Raw genomic sequence first — 24477 nt, forward strand, 5'->3', positions numbered from 1 at the left:
GCGCATGGGCGGTCTCTCTGATGGCCGGCCTGCATCGAAATCCAGGCCGCACGACGCCATGCCCTCGCGGCGCGTGGCGGCGAGAACCGGCATCGATCGATGGAGAAGGCCGTGCATCCCCGCACGGCGCAGAATGCGATGCGCGTTGCCGTACATCGCACTTGCAGGGTTTCACGTCGGCAGGTGCAGCGTCTTGTGGAAAAACTTCACCTTTGATGTGGAAATTTGTCGATACGTGTCAATAGATCGCATGGCGCGCCACATCGACGCACTCCACACGGCGCAGATGCTTGCGCAACCGTCAGCGCGCGACCGGCGCCGACGCTGTGGCCTGGCGGTTCCAGTCGGGCGTCGGCGCCTGCTGCAGCCAGCGCACGAAGAAATCCGCCAGGCGGCGCCGGCCGTAGTCGCCGCCAGCGCCGTGGTCGCCGCCCGGCACCACCAGCAGGTCGAAATCCTTGCCGGCCTTGATCAGGCGATCGGCGACCTGGAAGGTGCTGGACGGATCCACGTTCTGGTCCATGTCGCCGGTGACCAGCAGCAGATGCCCCTGCAGTCGCGCGGCGTTGTCGACATTGGACGAGGCCGAATACCACGGCCCGACCGGCCAGCCCATCCATTGCTCGTTCCACCAGATCTTGTCCATGCGGTTGTCGTGGCAGCCGGAATTGGCCACCGCGGCGACGTAGAACTCCGGATGGAACAGCAACGCGCCGAGCGCGCTCTGGCCGCCGGCGGAGGTGCCGTAGATGCCCACGCCCTGTTCGATCGCGTACCACGGATACTGCGCCGCCACGGCGCGGTGCCAGGCGATGCGGTCGGGGAAGCCGGCATCCTTGAGGTTGCGCCAGGCCACGTCGTGGAACGCGCGCGAGCGGTTGTTGGTGCCCATGCCGTCGACCTGCGCCACGGCGAAGCCGAGCGCGGTCAGCGCCGGCACGCGCGCGCTGAAGGTCTTGGGCACGAACGAGCCGTGCGGACCGGCGTAGATGTTCTCGACCACGCGGTAACGCTGCTGCGGATCGAGCCCCTGCGGGCGATGGATCACGCCCCAGATCTCGGTCTTGCCGTCGCGGCCGGGCGCGTGGAACGGCAGCGGCGGCACCCAGCCGGCGGCGCGCAGCCGGCTCAGGTCGGTGCGTTCGACCTGCTGCACCAGCGCGCCATCGGCGCTGCGGCGCAACTCCAGCACCGGCCCCAGGTCCACCCGCGAATACAGGTCGAGCAGCCAGCGTCCGTCGGGCGACAGCACCACCTCGTGGTCGGCCTGCACCGGGGTCAGCGCAGTCAGCCCGCTGCCGTCCAGGCCGATGCGATAGGCGTGACGGTAGTAGGGATCCTCGCCAGGGGTCATGCCCGAAGCGGTGAAATAGATCTGCTGCGCGGCCTCGTCGACGCGCTCGACCTTGCGCAGCACCCACTCGCCGCGCGTGACCTGGCGCGGGGCGCCGCCATTGCGCGTGTCGTACAGGTACAGCTGCTCCCAGCCGTCGCGTTCGGAGGCCCACAGGGTGCGCGCGCCATCGGCGAAATCATGCCGATAGCGTTTGCCGCCGTTCTCGTGGCTGCCGCTGAGATCGGAATACTCGATGAAGGTCGGCGAGGTTTCCTCGATCAGGGTGCGCGCCTGCGCGCTGCGCCCGTCCGCCTCGATCACCCGGTAGCGCTGGTGGCCGCGCTCGTTGTACTCGAAGGTGAAGCCGCTGCCGTCGCTGCGCCACTGCGGCCAGCTCAGCGCGAACGCATTCGGGAACAGCGTCGCCGGCACCGCCCGCGCCTGCCGCGTGGCCAGATCGAACAGCACCGGCTGCAGCACCGGCAGCGCATCGCCGGGCTTGGCATAGACCTGCTGGTGCAGCTTGGGCTGCAACTGGTCCGGCGGCGCCGACTCGATGTAGTAGTGCGCAACGGCGCCGGTTTGACCCGGTAGGCGACCAGCCGGGTCGAATCCGGCGACCAGGCGATGCTGTCCGCCGCGTAGTACTCGGCGGCGCTGCCATCGTGGCTGAGCGCGACCGGCGCGCCGCCGGCGGCTGGCGCGACCACCACGTTGCCGGCCTCGACCCAGGCGCGTCGCTTGCCGTCCGGTGACGCCTGCGCATACGCCGGCCCCTGCTTGAGCGGGATGCTCATGTCGTAGGAATCGGGCGGCAACGCGCCCATATCGGTGCGCGTGCAACGGTACTGCGGCAGGTCGCACTGCCAGCGCACCCGATCGCGCTCGAAGGCGAGCCGGTGCGCATCCAGCTTCACCTCGTCCAGCTGCAACGCCGCCGCATCGACCGGCTTGCCGCTGGCCGCGGACATCGCCGCCGCCAGCCGCGCATGATCGAACGCGGGTTCGTTGCGGCCGCCATCCACCGCGACCCGGCGGTACTCGATCGCCGGTGCGGCGCCGCTGCGCACCAGCGAACGCCGGTACAGGAAATGCCCGGGATCCAGCCATACCGGCTGCGACGGCTGGCGGTCGACCAGCGCCTCGTAGCCTTGGCTCAGCGCCTGCGCGCGCCGATAGTCGTCCGCGCTCGGTGCGGCCGGCGCGCATGGTGCCAGCGCCGCCAAGACGAGCAGCAGTGCGCCCGGTGCGACGACCCGCCGCCTGTTTCGATCCGTCTTCATCCGTCAGCCACCCGATGCATCAAAGCGCGTCGCAGCGCTGCGCATCCGCAACGCCGGCCTGGGCCAGGCGCTGCGCGCGCGTGGCCCACATTTCCCATTCCTGCACCGCCAGCGCGGCATAGCGGCCGTCGCCGCCGGAGGCGTCGAACACCGCGCGCACGCAGCGCGTGGTCACCGGCGCGAAGCGCAGCGTCTGCACGCGGCCGGCGACCGCCCCCGTTGCGGCCTGCGCCAGCGGCAGCCACTGCCCGTCCTTGCGGTATTCCAGATGCCAGCGCGCCGGCGGCGCCACGCCCTCGTTCGCGCCGGGCGGATGGTCGGCCCAGAACACGATGCGGCTGCGCTGCAGCGTCACCGGTTGCGCCCAGCTGTACTGGAGCCACTGCTGCGGCGGATTGTGCGCGCTCCAGCTGCCCCACATCTGCGGCGGCAGCGGATTGCGCTTGACCACGCCGTCGTTGAGCGCGGCGATCCAGTACTGGTGCGGGATGTCCGGGCCGTTGGAAGCGCCGGCGGATGCGTAGCGGGCGACGTTGCGCTGCACCGGCTGCGGCGGCTGCGGCGCGCGCGTGGCCAGCACCGGGCGAATGCGCGCCGGCCGCTGCGTGTCGTCCCAGTCCAGCCGGTCGATCGCCACGCTGCGGCGGAAATGGCCGCCGCCCTTGGCGTCGGCGGTGTGGTAGACCAGATACCACTGGCCCGTGAACTGCACGATGCCCGGATGCGAGGTGGTCGAGGACACCGGCGGCAGGATCACCCCGCGGTAGGTCCACGGCCCCAGCGGCGACGGCGCAGTGCCATAGGCGATGCAGGCGTGATACAGCGTCGGGGTGCAGTCGGAATCCGGCCCGGCGCGGTTGCCGGCATAGGCCATGTAGTAGGTGCCGTGGCGCTTGAACAGCCACGGCGCCTCGAAATAGCCGTCCAGCGTGGTCACCGCCACCGCCGTGCCCTTGGGTGTGACCATGTCGCGTTCCAGCTCGATCCCGAACAGCTTGCCGAAGGTGCCCCAGTACAGGTACACGCGGCCGTCGTCGTCGACCAATACGGTCGGATCGATGTTCTGGATCGTGTTCCTGACCGGCAGTGACTGCGACAGGATCGGCCCTTGCGGGTGCGCGTCGCGCCACGGCCCCAGCGGGCTGTCGGCGACCGCCACGCCGATCGCGAACGGATCGGCGTTGGGCGAGTGTTTTTCTTCGACCGGCGCATACAGGTAGTAGCGGTGGTCAGGCCCCTGCACGATCTGCGCGGCATAGGCGCGGCCGGCGGCGGCCCAGGCGAACACCTGCTCGGGGCGCAGCAGTGATGGGTAGTGGGTCCAGTTGCCGCTGCCGACGTCGGCGGTGACCAGCATCTGCCAGCGCTTGAGTACGAAGTCGTTGACGTCGGGCGGCGCCTCGTCGCGGCCGGCGATGATGTACAGCTTGCCGTCGGCGACCAGCGGCGCCGGATCGGCGGAATAGTCGCGGCCGTCGGCCAGGATCGGATTGCCGGCGCTGTGCACGTTGCGCGCGCGCAACGGTGCGGCCTGCGCTGAGGCAACGGCAAGCGCCAGCAGCAGGCAGGCGCCGATGCGCGCGGCACGGCGCAGGCTCATGGCGCCACCGCCGCATCGACCACGATCTGCAGCCGCACCGGCAACTGCCCGCTGCCGCCGCGCCCCTGCGCGCTGCCGACGATGCTGGACGTGCCCGGCGCCGCATACGCGGCCGGCACCAACGGCGGCCACTGCACCGGCACCCGTTCGCGCGAGCCGTCGTTGTACTGCACGCCGACGAACGCCGGCAGCGCCGGCACCTGCCCGGCACGCACGTGCAGTGGCGGCGGCGCCTGCACCGTGTTGATCTGGCCCGGCGCGGTGGCGCGCACCCAGATGCTGGCGCTGACCGGCAGGCCACCGTCGGCCAGGCCCTGCAGCTGCACGCGGCCTTCGCTGGCCAGCGCCGCCGCGTCGAGTTGCGGCCAGCGCACGCCCAGCCAATCCCAGCTGCCGTCGGCGAAGTAAGCGGCGATGCGCTGCGGCAAGGCCGGCGTCTCGCCCGGCGCCACCCGCACGTCGATCGGCTCGACCGTGTCGGCGCGCTCGGCGAAGACCTGCCATTCGTCGATACCGACCGCGGCATGGCCGTCGCCCTGCGCGGCGGTGTCCAGCACCGCGCGCAACGCGGTGGTGGTGACCGGTGCGAACGCCACGCGGCTCGCTTCGCCGCGCGCGGCGACCGGATAGCCGCCGCGCACCGCGATGTCGCGCCACTGCTCGCCATCGCGGTATTGCAGTTTCCACGCGCGCGGCGGCGCCACGCCGCCGTCGGGCTGGTCGTCCCAGAAGTAGACTGCGGCGCCGTTCAAGCGCTGCGCTTGCCGCCATTGGTACTGCACCCACACCGAGGCCGGTTGCGCGCGGCCCCAGCTGCCCCAGCGGCGATCCGCGGACGGCGCTTGATCCGGCGCGGGCAGCAGCCCGTCGTTGAGCGCCTGCAGCCGGTGGTGGCCGGCAGTGACCTGCGCGCTGGCCTCGGCGTCGCCCTGCACTTCCAGGCCCTGCCCGGCCGGCAACGCCGCGGCGACCACGGCCACATCGGCATGGCCTTGCAACGCGCCATCGTCGGCCTGCAGCCGCAGCGTGTAGGCGCCGGGCGCGGTGAAGCGCACGCCGGTGCTGGCCGCCTGCGGCTCCTCGAAGATCGCCGCGCCGCCGGGCGGTGCCTGCAGCACGCTCCAGCGCAGCGCCAGGGTGCCGTTGGGCAGCGCGTCGTCGCCGACGCGGCCAATCAAACGCAGCGCGCCAGCGCCGACGCCGTCCTGCTGCCAGGCCTCGACCTGCGGCGCCTGGTTGGGCTTGGCCGCCGGCACCCGCGCGCCGCTGGCATAGGCCTGGATTTCCTTGATCCCGGTGCGCAGCGCGCCGGCATGGGTGACCAGCACGCGCAGCCGCTGCACGCGCAACGCGGGGAAGCGCACGCGGTTGCGGTTGCCCTGCGCGATCGGCGCGTCGCGCACCTGGCCGGGCACGGTCTTCCAGGCATGGCCGTCGAAATACTGCAGCACGTACAGCCACGGCGGCGCGTAGCCGGCGCGGGTGCCGGAAGCAAAGCCGTGCTGCTCGCCTGGCGGCGAGGAGCTGCGGTAGAAGTACAGGCGCACGTCGTCCAGCACCTGCGGCCGGCCCAGGTCCAGTTCGATCCAGTCGCTGCGCGACGGCGACCCGGCCGTGCCCCAGAACGGCTCGTTGGCGGTGCTGCCGTCCACTGCCGCCGCGGCCGGGAAGCCGTCGGCGGCATAGCTGGCGCTCACCGTCGCACCCTGCGCGAGGTTGTGCGCGGTCGCCGGCAGCGTGGTATCCACGCCGGCATCGGCCAGCACGGCGGTGATCCGCGCATCGGCGGCGAAGCGCACCTGCGCCGGTGTCTGCAAGGCGATGGACTTGGAACTGACCACACGCAGCTGCGCGGCGTCCGCATTGACCGCATCCGGCAGCGCCTGCACGCGGCCGCTGGCCGGGTCGTAGAGCACATGCGCCAGGCGATCGACGGTGAACGCCAGCTTCCCGTCCAGGTACAGCGAATAGCCCTTGGGCACCGCGCCGCCGTAGTGGCGGCCGTCGCGGTCCCAGACGATGGCCAGGTCGCGATCGCGGTAGCGCACCGCGTCGGCGGCGAAATGGTCCCAGCCGATGTCGATCGGATACAGCTCGATCCTGCCATCGCTGCGCGGACGCAGGCCCATCGCGTCCTCGATCACGGTGAAATTGGTCGCGCCGAGCTGGGTGTGGTGGATCCACGAGCGGTAGCCGATGCTGCCGCCGTCGGCAGCGCTGCCCTGCGCCCAGAACTCGTTCTGGTCCGGGTAGCGGTTGTCGCCGTCGATGTAGTGCGCCCAGGCGTTCCAGTACAGCAGCTTGCGGTAGCTGCCCGCGTCCAGGTAGGGGCTGGGATAGTCGCGCAGCGCGCTGCCGAGCAGGCGGAAGGCGACGGTGGAGTTGATCACCGAGAAGTTGTTGCTGCCGCCGGCGCCGCGCGCCTGCCGGTCGGCCTGGTTGGCGGTGTAGAACGGGAAGATCGGATACTGCCGCGCGTCGGCGAACAGGCGCAGCGCACGCACGTACTTCGGATCGTAGTCGGCATCGCCCTGCCTGGGCATCAGGCCGACGCTGAACGGGTAGTAGTTGTTGGTTTCCTTCCAGTCCACCGGCAAGCGCGCGCCATCGGCCTGGCGCTGCTTGAGCAGGTCGCCGTGCAGGCCCATGCCGTCGGCGCTGGCGCTGTGGTCCTGCCATAGCACGTCGAGCACGGCGCGGCGGATCTTCGCCGCCAGCGCCTGCATCCGCGCGGCAGTGGCGGTATCGCCGGCGAGTTGCGCGGCCTGCGCCGCGGCCAGCGCGTTGGCGTAGACGTAGGCGCTCTCGCTGCGGTCCATGCGCGGCTCACCGTGCTGTTTGGCCCAGTCGAAGGACACCGCGTCGGCGTCGTTGCCGGTCATCGCCGCCCAGTCGTACTCGATCAGGCCGTTGCCGTTGCGGTCGTAGGCGCGCAGCAACGCGTCCACGTCGGCGCTGGCGTAGCGCGCCAGCCTGGCCGCCACCGCCGGCGGCCCGCCGTGCAGCTGGTAGGCACGCCACGCGGCGGCGCTCAGGTATTGGGCGTAGGAGTTGGACCAGTTCTCCGGCGCGCCGGGATTGTCCACGTACTTGCCGCCGCCGGCGGTCTCGCCGGCGCCCAGCCACGAGCCGTAGGCGTAGCTGGGATCGCGCAGGTACTTCAGGTCGTCGATGAACATGCCGGTGGTCAGCACGATCGCATTGTCGTAGCCGAGCACGCCTTCGATCGCCACCGGGAACTGGTAGTCGTTGCCGGGCACCGCGGCGTCGAGGAAATTGAAGCGCAGCAGCCACCAGCGGTAGAACAACGTCTTGTCGATGTTGTCCTCGGGCGTGTCCAGGTACGGCAGGTTGTCGGCCCACCAGCGGTTGTAGGCGACCACGTGCTCGGTATAGGCCTGCTGCGGCGATTGCGCGGCGATGCGCCGGTACTCCTGCAGCGACGCCGGCAGTTCGCGCGTGACCAGCCCGAGCTGCACCTTCAGCGCGGCCGCCTCGCCGGTCGCCGGCAGCGCCACGCGGCGCGCGATGGAATTGCCATCGACCGCGAAGCCATCGCCGGACAGGCGCGGGAACACCGTGGTGATCGCGTTGTGGGTGGCGAATGCGCCGGTGAGCTCGGCGCCGTCGGCATGCGTGGCCATCGGCGAGATCGCACGCAGGGTCAGCGTGCGCGCCACGCCGTCGCTGCTGGACAGCGTGGCCTCGGCCACCGCCACGTTCTGCTCGCTGATGAACTTGACCAGGCGCAGCCGCACGCCAGCGCCGGCATCGAGATACACGCTGCTGAAGTAGCTCGGCGTCTGCCGCCGCTGCGCGCTGTCCTCGACCAGCTGCAGCGGCTTGCCGTCGAGCTCGGCCTGCAGCCGGAACAGCGCGTCGTGGCCGGTCTTGTGCGCGTAGGCGACATCGCCGACGAAGCCCGGCTGCTGCGGCTGGTGCGTGTACATGTACGCGGCGCGGCCGCGGCTGAACAGCCAGTTGTTGCTGTCGTCGAAACCGCCGCCGGTGCCGCTGCGCGCGAGCATGCGGTCGATCCAGAAATCCTTGCCCGGCGCAGTGCCGGCGCCGGCCGCCAGGTCGGCGGCGAACACCCGCTGCAGATGGCCGCCCGGCGCGAAGGCCACGCCGCTGTCGGGGATCGGCGTGGGCGTGCCCTTGAAGCGTGGGTAGCCGAGCGCGGCGTTGTCCTGCACAGCCTGCGTCGCCGGGGCGACTGGATCGGCCTGCGTCGGCAGACTCGGCAACATGCCCGCGCCCCCGGCCAGGGCCAATGCCAGCCATACCCGCGGCAGCGTGGCGCCCAGCCTGGAAGAATCAACCATCGATTTCATGCAATCCCATCACGGCAGCGGATACAGGCGCCGCAGTGCGCCGTTGCGCTTCGCCGGCGGCCGCAAGCGGCACCAGCGCAGCGCAACGGCGACCGCGACCGCGATGCTCAGAACTCCCAGCGCAGCTTGCCCCAGGCGTAGCGTCCGACCGTGTTGTAGGTGGACGCATCGGTATTGGAGGCATTGGAGTAGTAGCCATAGTAGAGCGGCGGCTTCTTGTCGAAGACGTTGTCCACGCCCAGCGATGCGCTCAGGTGCGCCTTGTCGAACTTCCGGCTCACCGAAACGTCGTGATAGATGTAGACCGGCACGCCGAAGTAGACGCACTTGCCGCTGGCATCGGTGTTGTAGCAATAGCCTTCGAAGGCGCTGCCGACGGTGCTGTGGCCGACGTAACGCGCCGTCCAGCTCGCATGCCACTGCGCGTAGTCCCAGCCGACATTGAGGTTGGCGCGCCAGCGCGGCAGGTTGCCGCCGGTGCCGGAGGTCTCGCCGACATAGTTGTGGCCGTCGTCGCCGACCAGGTACTCGGACATGTAGGTTGCATCCAGGCCCAGGCGGAAATTGCCCCAGCGCTCGGTGTCCCACTGGTACTTGGTGGCGAAGTCGTAGCCGCGGATCTGCACCTTGTCGTAGTTGATCGCATACGGCACGGTGACGCTGCTCAGCTGGCCGGTGGAACTGCGTTGCACCAGCGCGCAGAAACGCGCGTCGCCCTTGTAGCACTGCTCCAGCACGTAGGTGTAGTCGGTGCCGGAAATCATGTCGGTCAACTCGACCCGCCACGCATCCAGGTTGGCCGAGAAGCCCGGCAACCAGTCCGGATCGTAGACCAGGCCCACGTCGTAGGAATGGCCGGACTCGGGCTTGAGGTCGAACCCGGCGTTGGCGTCGCCGGTGACGTAAACCTTCATCGTCCCGGTGTTGACGAAGCTGCCGTCGGTGGGCACGTTCTGGCACGCCCCCGCGGGCGCGCCACCGGTGTAGCCCTCGCACGGATCGGTATAGGTGCCGACGTCGTTGGTGCCCTGGTACGGCGAGCCGTACAGGTCGCCCAGCCCCGGCGCGCGGAACACCTGCGCGGCGGTGCCGCGCACCAGCAGGTCGGGGATCGGGCGCCACTCCAGCGCCAGCGAACTGTTGGTGGTGCCGCCCCAGGCGCTGTAGTCGGAATAGCGGCTGCCGATGTCCAGGCTCAGCGAGTGCACCAGCGGCAGGTCCTTCAGCAGCGGCACCAGCAGCTCGGCATAGAGCTCCTTGACGTTCTCGGCGTGGCCCTGCTGCATGATGCAGCCGTCCATGTAGTCGCAGGCGCCGTAGGCGTCGGCCATCGCCACCGAACTCTGCGTGCCCTGGTGGAAATCGTTCTTGCGGTACTCGGCGCCGAACGCGGCCTGCAGGTCGCCGGCCGGCAGCGCGAACAGCGTGCCGTTGAGCGCCAGGTTGACGTTCTTGCTGCTGCTCTCGTCCTTCAGATCGACCGGCAACAGGGTCGAGTTCAGCGCGGCGATGGTGGCCGGATCGGACAGGTTGAAGACGTTGTCGTTCTGCATCACCTCGGCCAGCTCGGAGGTCACCGCAAAACCGTAGCGCACCAGCTTGTCCTTGTACTTGGCGTAGCCGACGCTGGCATCCCACTGCCAGCTGGAATCGCCGAAGGCGCCGTGCAGGCCGGCGACCAGGTTGGTCTGCGCCATCGACGAGACGTACTTGCGGCTGAACAGCGAGGAACGCAGGTAGTAGTCGCTCAGGTCCGAACCGAACGGATTGTAGGGATTGGCGGCGATGTCCACGCCCAGCGAACTGGCGCTGATGCCGTAGGGCTGCAGGTGCGAGGTGGTCTTGCTGTGCGTCCACAACAGGTCGACATAGGCCTGGATGCTGTCGGTCACGTCGTAGGTGGCGCGCATGGTGAAGTTGGTGCGCTCCACCGGGGTGATCATGTACTGCGTGTCGTAGTAGTTGTACCTGTCGCCCGATTCGCTGCCGAACGCATGGAAATCGGCGGCAGTCAGCGTGCCGGCGCCGAGGTTGCTGTTCGGGGTGAGTCTGGAACCATCGCTGAGCACGGCGCGGGTATTGCTGCCGGTCATGTTGCCGATGACGCCGTTGGTGTAGCTGAGCTGGCTCCGCGCGAAGCTGCGGTCGCGGTTGTACAGCGCGTTCTGCGAGTTGTGGCTCAGCCCCAGCATCACGCTGCCGCGCTCCCAGGTCTTGCCCCATTCCAGGTCGAAATTGCGGCGGATGCCGTCGCCATGGCCGCTGATGCCGTAGTCGGCTTCCAGCGCGACGCCGTCGTAGCCCTTCTTGAGGATGATGTTGACCACGCCGCCGATGGCATCGGAGCCGTAGATCGCCGAGGCGCCGGCGGTCAGCACTTCGATATGGTCGATCATCGAGGCCGGGATCGAATTGAGGTCCACGCCCGGGCTGGCGCTGACGCTGCTCGCCGGGCCGCTCATGCGGTGGCCGTTGAGCAGCACCAGGGTCCGCTCCGGCCCCAGGCCGCGCATCGACACCAGCGCGCGGCCATGGCTGAAGCTGCTGTTGATCGAGGTGTTGGCCTGGTAGCCGGCCATCACCGACATGTTCTGCAGCAGTTCGCCGACGGTGGACTTGCCGCTGTCCTCGATGCGCTGGCGGTCGATGGTGACCACCGGGCTGGCGGTCTCGATGTCCACGCGGCGGATATGCGAGCCGGTCACGGTGACGGTATCCAGCGTGCTGGCCGCGGTCTCGGTGGACGTGGCCTCCTGCGCCAGGGCGCAGGGCGCGATGGCGGCGAGCGCCAGCGCGGTGCCGATCGCGGCGGCCAGCGGACGCGGCCGCTGCGACCAGCGCGGGCGGATGGAAGGCGATGCAACGCGGGCAGACAAAGACGACATCGGATTCTCCTTTGGGCTGCGATGGCCGCCGGTCGGCAGCCACGGCAAGCCGATCCAGGGACGGTCACGCTGAGCGCAAGCGGTCGTTGGCGAAGGGAGTAAGGCGGGACGCCGTACGCAACAACCGCGCTGGGTGGGAGATCCCAACGCCGCTGATGCGACAACGCGAAAAGGGTCCATTGCGCTGCGTCCGGCAGCCTGTCCATCGTGCGGAAATCTCCCCCATGGATATCACCGCATGGACACAATGTGCGCGTAGCGTAGTAGGGCTGTCTTGTCGTATTTATCGGTGAAACATGCGGAATACCGCACTGAATCGCCCGCGCAGGGACGTTTCCGACTTTTTCGCCACTCAGCCGTAGGCGGCCGAAATCGTCATCTGCCGCGCTCCTCCGGCGGGCACCAGCACGCGTTCCTTGCGCGGCCCGGACAAGGCCACCGCGCGCCCGTCGATCAGCACCTCGCGCAGCTGCGTGCCGGCCGGCACACGCAGGGTTAGCCAGGTGCGTGCCGGTGCCTGCTCAGGCAACCTCAGCGTGCCGTCGATGCGCTTGCGCGCCGGATCGCCGCGCAGGCTCAGCGACACGGCGCCCCAGCGCGTCGGCGCGGCGGCGATCGCGATCGCCTCGCCGCTGCCCAGCCACGCGCGCGGCAGCGCGCGCGCCAGGAACAGTTCCTCGCCGGCGCTGTCCTCGAACACCAGCATCCAGCGCAGCAGCAGCGGGATGGTCATCTGCGCCGGGATGCAGAACAGCGGCATGCCGCCGGTGATGCCGCTGACCTCGCCCGCGGTCCAGCTGCCGCGCGTGTGCACGTGGTAGCGGTGCGCGTACAGGAACAGCAGGTATTCCTCGATCCGGTCCAGGCGCAGCAGCTGCTGCGCGTAGCCGTAGGAGATGAAGCCGAGCAGGTCGCGCCCGTCCGGGGTCGGCGGGGCGATGTTGCCGACCACGCCGAGGCTGGTGCCGCCGTGGCCGCGCACGCAATCGATGACCAGGTGCGCCAGGTCGTCGGGCAGCACGTCGGCCTGCAGCAGTTCGGCGTAGGCGCGGTGCGGCCAGCCCTGCTCGCTCGGGCTCTCCTGTTGCAGCGACTGGCGGAAGGTCAGCTTCACTCCCGGCAGCGGGCCGATGTAGGCCGGCTTGAGATCGCGGCGGATATTGGCACGCAGGGTCTTGTGCAGCTGCGCGGTCAGTTGCTGCGCGCGCCGCCGCCACTGCGCCGCGGTGGCCTGCGCGCCCGGCCCGGCGATCGTGGCCCACACCGCGGCGATGTCCTGCCAGCCGCGCACGGCCAGCGCGCTGTTGGCGTAGTACGGCTTCCACCACAGGCTCGGGTCCGGGAACAGGCAGGCATCGGATTCGTTCCAGCCGTGGATCAGGCCGTACCCGGGCGCCTTCGCCGGCAGCTGCAGGCTGGCGTCGTGCAGTTCCAGCAGGATCTGGACTGTCGCCTCGATCTTGCCACGGTGCTTGCGCAGCAATGCCGCATCGCCGGTATAGCGCAGGTAGCGCGCCAGCAGCGACAGGGTCAGGCCGAACTGGCCGGTCTCCGCGCCGCGCATGTTGACCATGCCGTCGTCCTGCACGAAGTCGCTGAAGTAGCCGTCCAGCACCGCGCCGGCCTGGGCGAAGCGGCCCCACTCCAGGTTCGCGTACAGCGAGCTGGTGAAGGTGTCCTGGAAACCGTCGTATTCGTTGCCGTAGTAGTCGCGGTCGACCGCGCCGTATTTCGGATAGGTGCCGCCGGGGCGCACCACCAGTTCGCGGGCGAAGGCGAAGCGCGCCATGTCGCTCCAGCTGGCATCGGGCAGCTGTGCCTGCACGGTGTCGGCGAGCAGGCCCTGCCAGTAGCCGGCGAAGGCCAGCAGGCCGCGGTAGAAGTCCTCGGCGCTGCGCGGGCCGCGCCGCGGCGGGTAGTCGGGATAGCTGTAGCCGTACACCACCTTGGTCACCTGGCCATGCTCGACCAGCGCGCTGCGGTGCCAGGTCTGCACGATGAAGCGATCGGTGGCGAGCACGTCGGCGAACAGCAGCACGTCGTAGTAGCGGCCCTCGCCGGCCGGCACCACCTTGCGCACCGCCGGCATCCAGCCGCCGATCAGGCCTTCGTGGCGGCGTGCGACCAGCTCGGCCTTGCCCAGTTCGGGGAAGGCGTGCAGCGCGCGATAGGCGCGGGTACGGCCGTCCGGATACACCGGCATGGTGTCGGCGCACTCGCGGGTGCCGACGAAGGTGGTCCACGGCAGGCGCCCGTTGTAGTCCTTGGGATCCAGTTGCGAGGCCGGCGGCGGCGCCGCGTCGCGCACTTCCTCCGCGCGCGGATCGCCGTCGCGCAGCAGACGGTCGGCGAGCAGGTCGGCTTCGGCCAGCGCCACGTCGGCAAGCTTCATGCCGAAGTACGGCGCCTGCGCACTCGGGTAGACCGCTTCGGTGCGCTTGCCCAGCACCAGCGCGCCGCCGGGGCCGAGCAGGGTCAGGTCGCCGTCGGCGCTGCGCAGGTCTTCGTACACCTGCCACTGCGCGCCGGCCTCGACGAAGCGGCATTGCAGGGTGTGGCCGGCGAGCGCATCGGCGGCCAGCGGCTGCAGCCGCGGCGATGCCGGCGCGGGCGACGCGGCCGGCGTGGCGTTGGCGGGCGCGGCGATGCCCCCGGCCAGGGCTTCGACACCGGCCACTGCGCCGACCGCCAAGCCCTGACGCAGGAAATCTCTCCGATCCATATAGCGTCCCCCGATGAGCAATAGCGCATCATCGTGCGCCGCAGGGGCCGTCACGTCTTGTGTGCTGTGTCGAGGATCGGTGCGGAAAACTGCATAGCGTTGGCGCTGCGGGGGCAGTTGCACGAGGCTTCGCCCGTACCCTCATCCGCCCCTGCGGGGCACCTTCTCCCGATGGGAGAAGGGAACAGCGCTGGCCCCTCTCCCGTCGGGAGAGGGGTTGGGGTGAGGGTCCGGCGCGAAGCGTCTCGCGGAGTTGGGTGCACGAGGCTGCGCACGTACCCTCACCCGCCCCTTCGGGGCACCTTCCCCCAAGAAGGGGGCCATGGTCCCGGTGGGAGGAGGAAGCGCGTCCTGGCCTCAGGCCAGGACGTCTAGCAGGCTGCCGATGGTGTCGTCGGCCGCGCGCAGCACCCGCGCGTTGGCCTGGAAATCGTTGCGTGCGGACAGCCCGCCGACCATGTCGTCGACCAGGTCGCTGCCCTCGCCGCCCGCCGCCTGCACCTGGACGCTCACGCCGCCGCCGGGTGCTTCCTGGTTGGCCGTGACCTGGCGCTGGAAGCCCTCGGTGGCGGCGTTGGCGACATTGTTCGCGCGCGCCTGCAGCCCGGAGGCGGCGGCGCGCATGCCGGACAGGGCGATCGAGGACACCGAAGCGATGGAACTCATGCGCGTTTGCTCGTCGGGCGGCCGGGTTGCGGCCACAAGGTCAGTAGGTTCCCACGGTCACCCGCAGCACGTAGGGATCGGCACGCCGGAAGTTGAGCCCGTAGTCGGTCTCGTCGCCGTTCAACAGGCGCACGAACCGCCACTGCCCATCGACGTAGCGGCCCTGCTCCACGCGCAGCAGTTGCCCGTATTTGCCATCGGCACGGTCGCGCACAAATTCAACCCGGGAATTGAAACCTGTGACCAGGAACACGTTCGGCTGCAATTCCAGCACCAGCGCGCGGCCGTCGTGCTGCGGGGTGCCGGGCAGGATCGCCGGCGCCTCGCCCCAGCCCGGCGCGCCGAACGACACCTGCGCCTGCCACGGCCCGAAGCGCAGGCTCTGCTTCGGTACCCCGGCCTTCTCCACCGCCGCCTGCAAGGTGCCGGCGAACGCGCCGGCGGCCAGTGCGCGCTGCAGCGGCGCGAGCAGGCCGAAGCCGGCCGCATGCGCGGCGAGCGCGGCCTGGTTGTCCGGCGTGTCCTCGTTGCCGTCGATGCCGAACACCGAAAAACCGATGCCGCCGCGGCCGAGCACGTGGAAGTGGTACGGCGCGGTGGCCGCCTCGAAGCCGGTCTCCGACACCCAGGCCGGATTGTCGGCGCGCGCGTACTGGCCGACCACCTTGGTGTACTCGTCGTAGTCGCTGGTGTAGATGTCGGTGCCGATGAAGTCGATCGCCGGCGTGGCCAGGCGCCACAGGTCGAACACGTTCCAGGTGGCGCCGCCGGCCGGGTATTCCTCGCCCGCTTTGGTGCGGCCCTTGTAGCGCAGCCAGGTGTTCACGTACAGCGGCAGCGGATACGCGGCCTTGCCGGCGGCGGCGACCTGCTGGATGTAGCTGGCGTTGCTCCAGGCGCTGAACATTTCCTCGGCATCGCGGCCGAACACCTGGCTCCAGCTGCCGGCCGGCTTGCCCAGGCGCTGCAGCACGTCCGCCGGCACCGCGGCATCGAACGCACGCTCGCCGGCGGCGCCATGGTCGCGCACGGTGCCGATCGCGCCGGGTTCGTTCTGCACCTGCACCGCGATCACCGTGTAGCGGCCGGCGTCGATCCTGCGCAGGTGCTGCATCAGCGCGGCGAAGGCGCGCGCATCGGCCTGCAGGTTGGCCGCGGAATGCGGCGACAGCACATCGACCGGTTCGCCCTTGGCGTCGCGCATGCGCGGATAGGTGGCCGGATCGCGCTTGATCCATTCCGGCACGTAGTGCATCTGCCCGTTCTTCCAGGTGCCGAACCACAGCACGATCAGGCGCAGCCCGCGCGCGCGGCTCTGCTCGACCAGCGCATCGACGTTGCGGTAGTCGTAGCGGCCCGGCTCCGGTTCGAACTGCTCCCAGTACACCGGCGCCTCGACCGTGTTCGCATGCAGCGCCTGCACCGCGTCCAGCGCCTGCGGCAACACCTGCGGCCAGGCGCTGGAGTTGTGCAGCTGCGCGGCCATGATGCTGTACGGCGCGCCGTCGACGAACAGCGCGTGGTGGCCGTCGCGGCTGACGTAGCGCGGCATCTCTTCGGCAGTGGCCAGTGCGGGCGCCAGCGTCAGGAACGCGGCGAGGATCAGGGGGCTGTGGGGTCGGGACCCGGGACGCGGGACGCGGGAGTCGGAAAAGCCAAGAGCGCGGCGCTTCGACACGATCGGCTGTGGCTGTTGCCGGTGCTGTTCCGGGTCCCGGGTCCCGGGTCCCGAGTCCCGCCGCAAACATCGCCACATCCTCATCTCCCCTCTAGTTCGCATTCCAGCGCGGCGTCGGCGCGCCCAGCAGATGCCGCACGAAGAAGTCGTACTGGCGCCGCTGCACGTAGTCGATCGGACCAGTGGAGCGGCCGACCGAATGCTCGCCGCCGGGCACGTTGAGCAGGTCGAACTCCTTGCCGGCCTTGATCAGCGCATCCACCACCTGCGCGGTCGAGGCTGGATCGACGTTGCTGTCCTGCTCGCCGACGATCAGCAGCAATTCACCGCGCAGCCTGGCCGCGTTGTCCACCCCGGAGGCGGCGGCGTAGCTGGCGTCCACCGGCCAGCCCATCCACTGCTCGTTCCAGCTGATCTTGTCCATGCGGTTGTCGTAGCAGCCGGCGAACGCCACGCCCACCTTGTAGAAGTCCGGATGCCGTTCCAGCGCGCCAAGCGTGCTCTGCCCGCCGGCCGAGGCGCCGTAGATACCGACCCGGCTGATGTCGTAGGACGGATCCTTGGCCGCCAGCGCCTTGTGCCAGGCGATGCGGTCGGGGAACCCGGAATCGCCGAGGTTCTTCCAGGCCACGTCGTGGAACGCCTTGGAACGGTTGGCGGTGCCCATGCCGTCGATCATCACCACGATGAAGCCCAGGTCGGCCTGCGCCTGCATGCCGATCTGCTTGTCGCCGCCGGAGTGGTAGCCGAACGGCCAGAAGGTCTTGGGCACGAAGCTGTCGTGCGGGCCGGCGTAGATGTTCTCGATCACCGGGTATGTCTTGCGCGGATCGTAGTCGCGCGGGCGCACCACCATGCCCCAGATGTCGGTGCGGCCGTCGCGGCCCTTGGCCACGAAGGTCTGCGGCGCGCGCCAGCCGGCGGCCTGCAGCTTGCCGATGTCGCCGCGTTCCACCACCTGCAGCAGCGTGCCGTCGATGGCGTGCAGTTCCATCACCGGCGGCAGGTCCGGGCGCGAATAGGTGTCCACGTAGTGGCGGCCGTCGTCGGCGATGGCCACGTCGTGGTCGGCGTCGGCGGTGGTCAGCCGGGTCAGGTGGCGGCCGTCGAAATCGACCGCGAACAGCTGCCGGTAGTACGGGTCCTTGCCCGCATCCATGCCGCTGGCGGAGAACCAGATGCGGCGCTGCGCGTCGTCCACGCGCAGCACGTCGCGCACGATCCACGCGCCCTTGGTGATCTGCGTCTTGACCTTGCCGGTTTCGCCATCGAACAGATAGAGATGGCGCCAGCCGTCGCGCTCGGAGATCCACAGGATCTCCTGGCCGAGGCCGTCCACGTCGTGGCGGTAGCTGCGGTCGGCGTAGACGAAGGTCGTGGCGTCCTCGCCCACCGCCACGCGCGCGCGGCCGCTGGCCGCGTCCACCGCGATCGCGCGCATGCGCTGGAAGCCGCGCTGCACGTAGTCGAACACGAAGCTGCGGCCGTCCTTGCGCCACTGGATCGGCGACAGCTGGTAGGGATTGGCGAACAGCGCGTCGTCGATGGCGATGCGGCGCGCGCCGGTGGCCGTGGACAGCGCGGCGATGTCGAACAACACCGGCCGCTCGATATCCACCGCATCGCCAGGCTTGGGGTACAGCTGGGTGCGCACGCGCGGCTGGCCGCCGCCGGGCGGCGCCGCCTCCACCCGCGTCACCCGCCGCGCGAAACCAGGGCGCACCTTGTACACCGCCAGCCGCAGCGAATCCGGCGACCAGGCCAGCGTTTCCGGATCGTAGAAATCGTCGGCGCGGCCGTCGTCGCTCAAGCGCACCACGCGGCCGTCGGCGACGCTGCGCAACACGATGTCGTTGCCGTCGGCGAGCGCGTCCCAGCGCCCGTCCGGCGAGCGATGCGGCGTATTGTCGGCGGCCACCGCCGGATCGCGGACCACGCCGAAGCCGCGCGGCCGCGGCTGCGGGCCGGCCTCGGCGCGCGCGCAGACATAGTCGGCGAGCGTGCAGCGCCACGGCGCGTAGTCGATCTGGAACACGATCGCGGCGTTGTCGCGTCCGGCGTCGGCCGCATAGCTGAAGCGCTCGAACGGCAACCGCAGCGCCGGGTACTCGGTCCCGGCCGCGGCGCTGAGCCCGCGCGCCAGCCGCAGCGCATCGAACGCCGGCTGCTTGCGCTGGCCGGCCACGTCCTCGAGCACGAAGGCGAAGCCGCCGGGTACCGTCTTGCGGTAATAGAACGTGCCGTCGTCGCGCCATTGCGCCGGCCAGGTCACGTTCTCGGTCAGCGTCATCCACGCCTCGCGCAGGCCGAGCGAGCGCTGGTAATCGGCGACGCTCGGTGCGGCCTGGGCGCTGCCGGCGGCGATGGACGCCGCGGCCAGCACGATCGATGCAACGAATCTGTTCATTACGCTCCGATATCCCCCACATCATGCTGTTGTTGGAGCGGCTTCAGCCGCGACAACGTGCTGAAACGTTCTGTCGCGGCTGCAGCCTCCTACAAAAAAAGAAAACTCATTCCCCGTCGTCCTCTTCCAGCGCCAGCTCGTCGCTGCGCAGCCCGGTGCGCGCGCCCCAGTGGTAGCAGCCGAACGCGATCACGGCCACGCTCAGCGTGTCCCAGGGATGCGCGATCTGGCCGGTGCCGCCGAAGGTGCCCAGGTAGGAGACCAGCAACACCAGCACGAAGAACCCGATCAGCCACAACGCACCGCGCACCTGCCGCCACAGCTGCGCGCGTGCGGCCGCGCTGGGCAGCCTGTACAGCACGTACAGCGCGAACATCGCGACCTGCAGGCCGAGCAGCCACGACAGGGTGCTCCAGGTGGACCAGTAGACGATCAGTGCGGCGACGATGAACGACAGCGGCCCGAGCACGGCGAAGCCGCGCAGCAGGAACGGCCGCGGCAGCTGCGGCGCGCTGCGGCGCAGCGCGGCCACGGTCACCGGCGCCACCGCATAGCTCAGCACCAGCGCCGCCGACACCACCTGGATCAGCGTTTCCCACGACGGGAACGGCAGGGTCCAGAACACCGACAGCGCCAGGCTCAGCCAAAGCGCCGGGCGCGGGATGCCGGACTTGGCGTCGACCCGGGTCAGCACCGACAGGAAGCCGCCGCTGCGCGCCCAGCCGTAGACCACGCGCGGCGTGGCGTTCATGTAGATGTTGCCGGTGCCGCTGGGCGAGATCATCGCATCGCAGATCACCAGCGCCGCCAGCCAGCCCATGCCCAGCGCCAGCGCGATGTCGTGGTACGGCAGCGCGAACGCCTTGTCGATGCCGCCCCAGCCCTGCGCCAGGTACGCCGACGGCACGCTGCCCAGGAACGCCAGCTGCAGCAGCACGTAGATCACCGTGGACAGCGCCACCGACAGGATCAGCGCGATCGGGATGTTGCGCTGCGGATCGCGCACCTCGCTGGCCACCGACACGATCGGGGTCAAGCCGAGGTAGGCGAAGATGATGCCGCCGGCCGAGATCGCCGCCTCCACGCCGGCCGCGCCGGATGGCGCGAAGCCCTGCACGTGCAGGTTCTGCGGATTGAAGTGGGCCATCAGCAGCACGATCACCAGCACCGGCACCAGGAACTTGAACACGCTGACGATGTTGTTGGCGGTGGCGAAGGTCTTGACGCTGAAGTAGTTGAGCAGGAAGAACGCCACCAGCAGCGCCAGCTGCAGCAGCCAGCCGGCCACGCTGGGATGGGTGCTGCCGGCCTGGTTCAGCGACGGGAACCAGGCCGCGGCGTACTGCCGCGCCGCCTCGACCTCGATCGCGATCAGGCTGGAGAACGCGATCAGGGTGATGAAGCCCATCAGCCAGCCGAGCAGCGCGCCGTGCGAGTACTCCGGATAGCGCACCACCCCGCCGGCACGCGGCAGCGCCGCGCCCAGTTCGCAATACACCATCCCCAGCAGCAGCACCGCCACGCCGCCGGCGATCCACGACACGATGCCGGCCGGGCCGGCGATGGCCGACACATGGCTGGCCGAGAACAGCCAACCGGAGCCGAAGATCGAACCGAGCCCGATGAAGGTCAGGTCGGTCAGGCTCAGACGCTTGTGGAACTTGCCTTGTGTGGTCATGGTGTCCCCGCTGGAAAGGTTGTAACCGATTCCTAACTACCTGCAGTTGTCCCTTCTCCCCCCGGGAGAAGGTGCCCCGAAGGGGCGGATGAGGGTGCGGGCGCAGCCTCGTGTCGTTTCGACCGCATGAGGCTGCACCCGTACCCTCACCCCAACCCCTCTCCCGATGGGAGAAGGGCTTTGGTTATGTCTACTGTTTTGGCGCCTCCTGCGACCACGGCGATTTCCCGCCCTCGGCGATGAAACGGTCGATGCGCTGCTCCAGCACCGGCAGCGGCACCGAGCCGGTTTCCAGGATCGCGTCGTGGAAGGCGCGGATGTCGAACTTCTCGCCGAGCGCGGCTTCGGCCTTGCGCCGCAGCTCGATGATCTTCAGTTCGCCCAGGTAGTAGGACAGCGCCTGCCCCGGCCAGGCGATGTAGCGGTCGACCTCGGTGGTGACCTCGTGCTCGCTCAGCGCGGTATTGTCGCGCAGGTAGGCCTGCGCCTGTTCGCGGGTCCAGCCCTTGTGGTGGATGCCGGTGTCGATCACCAGCCGGCACGCGCGCCACATCTGGTAGGTCAGGTAGCCGAAGCGGTCGTACGCGGTGTCGTACATGCCCATCTCCTGCCCCAGGTATTCCGAGTACACCGCCCAACCCTCGCCGTACGCAGAAATGAAGGTGTAGCGGCGGAAGTCCGGCAGGTTGTCCTGTTCGGCCGCCAGCGGCATCTGCAGTGCATGGCCCGGAGAGGATTCGTGCAAAGTCAGCGCGGTCAGGTTGTACAACGGCCGCGACGGCAGGTCGTAGGTGTTGACCAGGTAGATGCCCGGGCCGCCGCGGCCGCCGGTGTAGAACGGCGCCAGCTCCGCCGGCACCGGTTCGATCGCGAAACGCCGCCGCGGCAGCCTGCCGATGTAGTCGCCGACCTTGGCGTCCACCCGCTTGGCGATCCAGGCCGCGTCCTTGAGCAGTTCCTCGGGGGTCTTGGCATAGAACTTCGGATCGGTGCGCAGATAGTGCAGGAACGCGGGGAACGTCTGCTGCCCAGGCGGGGTCTTGAAACCGCTGTCGGCAATCGCCTGGTCCATCTCCTTGCGCAGCCGCGCCACTTCCTTCAATCCGACATCGTGGATCTGCTCCGGACTCATGTCCAGCGTGGTGTATTCGCGGATCTGCGCGCGGTAGTAGGCGGCGCCGTCGGGCATCGATTCGGCGGCCAGCGCCGGGCGTACCTTCGGCTGGTACTCCTCGCGCATGAAGCGCAGCAGCCTGGCATAGGCCGGGATCACCTGCTGCGCGATCGCCGCGCGCGCCTGCGTGCGCAGCTGCGCCTGCACCGCCGCGGGAATCGCCGCCGGCATCTGCTTGAACGGCGTGTAGAACAGGTTCTGCTCGCCCTGCGCCTGCGCGACCTCGGCGATCGACTCGGTGCGGCCGTCCAGGGTGACCTTCGGCTGCGCGAAACCGCGTGCCAGGCCCGCGCGCATGTTGGCGATCTGCTCATCGAAGTAACGCGGGATGTCGGCCAGCTGGCCGAGATAACGTTGATAGTCCTCGCGGCTGTGCAGCGTGATGCGTGCGGTGAAGCCAAGATCGCTCCAGAACGCGCTGTCGCTGTTGAACGGCATCTCCCAGGCGCGGAAACGCTGCTGGTCGAGCAGCACCTGCAACTGCTGCCGGTAGACCTGGTAGTTCACCTGATCCTGCGCCGACAGCTGCGCCGGGTCGATCGCCTCCAGCTCGCGCAGCGCCTGCTGCCAGTACGCGGTGCGCTGGTCCTGCGTGGCCGGATCCACCTTCGGCAAATGGTCCGCGGCCTCGCCCTGGCTGTCTTCGTCGTCGGCGCCGGCGGACTGCTGCTGGCGCCATTTCCACTCGCGCAGGTACAGCGCCTTGAAGCGTGCGCCGGCATCGCTGCTCGCCGCGGCGGACGCAGGTCGCGCGGGTTCGGCGGCAGTCGCGACGCCCGGCCCTGCAAGCGCGCAAAGGATCCCCAGCAGCAGCGGTGCACGAAGTCGGCGGTTCAGGCTCATTGCGGTTTCTCCGGAGTGGCGGATGGGGCGGCCTTGGCCTGCGCGATCCAGGCGTCGATGCGGGCATCGAGCAGGTCCAGCGGCATCGCGCCGCCGCCGAGGACTTGGTCGTGGAAGGCGCGAATGTCGAAGCGTGCGCCGAGTTCGCGCCTGGCCTTCTCGCGCAGCGCCAGGATGTCCAGTTCGCCGAGCTTGTAGCCCAGCGCCTGGCCCGGCCACACGATGTAGCGGTCGGTCTCGGCCTGGATGCTGGGCTCGTCGTCGGACGGATGGGCGTGGAAGAAATCGACCATCTGCTGCCGGGTCCAGCGCTTGTAGTGCACGCCGGTGTCCAGCACTAGGCGGTTGGCGCGCAGCAGTTCGCCGGCCAGGCGGCCGTAGTCGCTGTACGGATCCTGGTAGAAGCCCACGTCCTTGCCCAGGCGCTCGGCGTACAGCGCCCAGCCTTCGACGTAGGCGTTGTAGCCGGACTGCTGGCGGAACGGCGGCAGCGGCAGGCCCTGCGCGAGCGAGATCTGCAGGTGATGGCCGGGCACGCCCTCGTGATACGCGGTGGCCTCGATGTTGACCAGGGTGCGCTGCGCGTAGTCGCTGGTGTTGACCATCACCAGCGCCGGCTTGCTGCCTTGCGCGTCGCTCTGCCAGTACTCGGCGCCCGGCGCGGTGCTGCGGAACTCGGCCATCGACCGCACTTCCAGCGGCGTCTTCGGCAAGGTGCCGAACAGCCTGGGCAGCTGCGGCTGCATCTGCGCGATGTCGTCGCGGTAGCGCTGCAGGATCTGCTCGCGCGAGCTGGCGAAGAACTTGCGGTCGCGCGCCACCGCCTTGCGCAGCGCGGTCAGGTCGGCATAGCCGAGTCGCTTGGCGATGGCGCGCATCTCGCCTTCGATGCGCGCCACTTCGGCCAGGCCGATCTGGTGGATCTGCTCGGGCGATTTGTCGGTGGTGGTCTGGGTATGGATCGCGTAGCGGTAGCGGCGCTCGCCGTCGGGCAGCGACCACAATCCTTCCTGCGCACGGCCCTGCGGCGCGTATTCGTCGGCGACGAAATCGGCCAGCTTGGCGTAGGCCGGACGTACCTGCTGGTCGATCGCCGCGAGCATCGCCGCGCGCAGGCGCGCGCGCTCGGCCGCCGGCACCGCATCGGGGAAATTCTTCAGCGGCAACGCGAACGGGCTGTCGGCGCCGGCCGGCGCGGCGATCTCGCGCAGCTGCGCCGGAATCCGCTCGAGCAGGTATTTCGGCTGCACCAGTCCGTCCCTGGCGCCGGCGCGCGACAGCGCCACGATCTGGTCGAGCAGCGTCGGAATCGCCTGCAGGCGCTTGATGTAGTCCTCGTAGTCCTTGACGCTGGCGAACGGGAACGCCTGCGCATAACCGGGCAACGCCAGCTGGATGCCGCCGACCGGCTCCAGCGGCATCTCGTCGTTCTTCAGCTCGATCGCTTCCAGCCGGTCGCGCAACTGGCGCAGCATCATCTGCAGGCTCAGCTGGTCCTGCGCCGACAGCGCCTTGCCGTCGACCGCCTCGAAACGCTTCAGGAAATCCGCGGTGGCCTGTCGTTCGTCCTGCAACGCCGCCGGCGAGTAATCGCTCCAGCGGTCGTTGTAGCGGGTGTCGCCGATGATGCTGGCGAACTCCGGATGGTGTTCGAGCTGGTACTGCCACTGCGCGTCGAGCAAGGCGGCGAAGGCCTGCTGCGGCGTTTGCGCCGGTGCGGCCGCAGCGGCCGCCGGCTGCGGCGAGGCGGGCGTCGTGGCCGGCTGGCAGGCGGCCAGCAATGCCGCGGCCAGCGCGCCGGGAACGAACAGGCGGGCGAATCTCATCGATGGACTCCGGTAAGCGAGTGGAACCTGCGCGGCGGCCCGACG

At 69.6% G+C, this 24477-nt stretch carries 10 protein-coding genes and 1 pseudogene; all 11 read right to left on the reverse strand.

The features are described 5' to 3' along the window. Positions 1–301: 301 nt before the first annotated feature. Positions 302–2619: pseudogene (locus NRY95_13895) on the reverse strand (S9 family peptidase). A 19-nt stretch (positions 2620–2638) separates the two neighbouring features. Further along, complete coding sequence (locus NRY95_13900) at positions 2639–4219, reverse strand: family 43 glycosylhydrolase (protein ID UYC14824.1); 1581 nt, start codon at positions 4217–4219, stop codon at positions 2639–2641. Then, complete coding sequence (locus tag NRY95_13905; GenBank protein ID UYC18593.1) at positions 4216–8469, reverse strand: Ig-like domain-containing protein; 4254 nt, start codon at positions 8467–8469, stop codon at positions 4216–4218. Before NRY95_13905 ends, NRY95_13900 begins: the two co-directional genes overlap by 4 nt. Positions 8470–8660: 191 nt before the next feature. Further along, positions 8661–11438 (reverse strand): TonB-dependent receptor, encoded by a 2778-nt coding sequence (locus NRY95_13910; protein UYC14825.1) that lies wholly within the window; start codon positions 11436–11438, stop codon positions 8661–8663. 352 nt (positions 11439–11790) lie between these two features. Then, positions 11791–14160: a Tat pathway signal protein gene (locus NRY95_13915; GenBank protein UYC14826.1), complete on the reverse strand. Its 2370-nt coding sequence runs from the start codon at positions 14158–14160 to the stop codon at positions 11791–11793. Positions 14161–14517: 357 nt separating this feature from the next. After that, entirely contained in the window at positions 14518–14826 is a 309-nt protein-coding gene (locus tag NRY95_13920) for a flagellar basal body protein (protein UYC14827.1), read from the reverse strand. A gap of 40 nt (positions 14827–14866) precedes the next feature. Beyond that, complete coding sequence (locus NRY95_13925; protein UYC14828.1) at positions 14867–16378, reverse strand: DUF5597 domain-containing protein; 1512 nt, start codon at positions 16376–16378, stop codon at positions 14867–14869. 217 nt (positions 16379–16595) lie between these two features. Continuing rightward, positions 16596–18911, reverse strand: a complete 2316-nt coding sequence (locus NRY95_13930) for a S9 family peptidase (GenBank protein UYC14829.1) — start codon at positions 18909–18911, stop codon at positions 16596–16598. 106 nt (positions 18912–19017) lie between these two features. Next, the gene (locus NRY95_13935; protein ID UYC14830.1) at positions 19018–20589 is read right to left on the reverse strand and encodes an APC family permease; all 1572 of its coding nucleotides are present in this window, start codon (positions 20587–20589) and stop codon (positions 19018–19020) included. 190 nt (positions 20590–20779) lie between these two features. After that, positions 20780–22606, reverse strand: a complete 1827-nt coding sequence (locus NRY95_13940) for a DUF885 family protein (protein ID UYC14831.1) — start codon at positions 22604–22606, stop codon at positions 20780–20782. Continuing rightward, positions 22603–24432, reverse strand: a complete 1830-nt coding sequence (locus NRY95_13945) for a DUF885 family protein (GenBank protein UYC14832.1) — start codon at positions 24430–24432, stop codon at positions 22603–22605. Before NRY95_13945 ends, NRY95_13940 begins: the two co-directional genes overlap by 4 nt. Positions 24433–24477 lie beyond the last annotated feature (45 nt).

The organism is Xanthomonas campestris pv. phormiicola, from assembly GCA_025666215.1.
GTDB classification, from domain to species: Bacteria; Pseudomonadota; Gammaproteobacteria; order Xanthomonadales; family Xanthomonadaceae; genus Xanthomonas_A; species Xanthomonas_A campestris_A.